The following is a 255-nucleotide window of genomic DNA, read 5'->3' on the forward strand; positions in this document are numbered from 1 at the left end:
TAGCAGCCAGGCGCAGCACTTCATTGGAGTCGTAACCGCCTGTCCCTTCCGCACTATGAAATACGGGACGCCCCTCAGTCAGGGTTCCAGTCTTGTCGACGATGAGCGTGTCGATCTTGCATAGATTCTCGATGGCGCTGGCATCGCGGAACAACACACCGCTGCTAGCGGCCTTGCCAGTCGCAACCATGACGGACATCGGGGTTGCCAGACCCAGAGCGCAGGGACACGCAATGATTAGCACCGCCACCGCAT

Annotated in this window: 1 pseudogene; it reads right to left on the bottom strand. The window is 59.2% G+C overall.

The features are described 5' to 3' along the window. Positions 1–255: pseudogene (locus ACN8M7_RS26020) on the bottom strand (copper-transporting ATPase); the annotation flags it as partial.

It is taken from the genome of Pseudomonas spartinae (genome assembly GCF_965197125.1).
Taxonomy (GTDB): Bacteria; Pseudomonadota; Gammaproteobacteria; order Pseudomonadales; family Pseudomonadaceae; genus Aquipseudomonas; species Aquipseudomonas composti_A.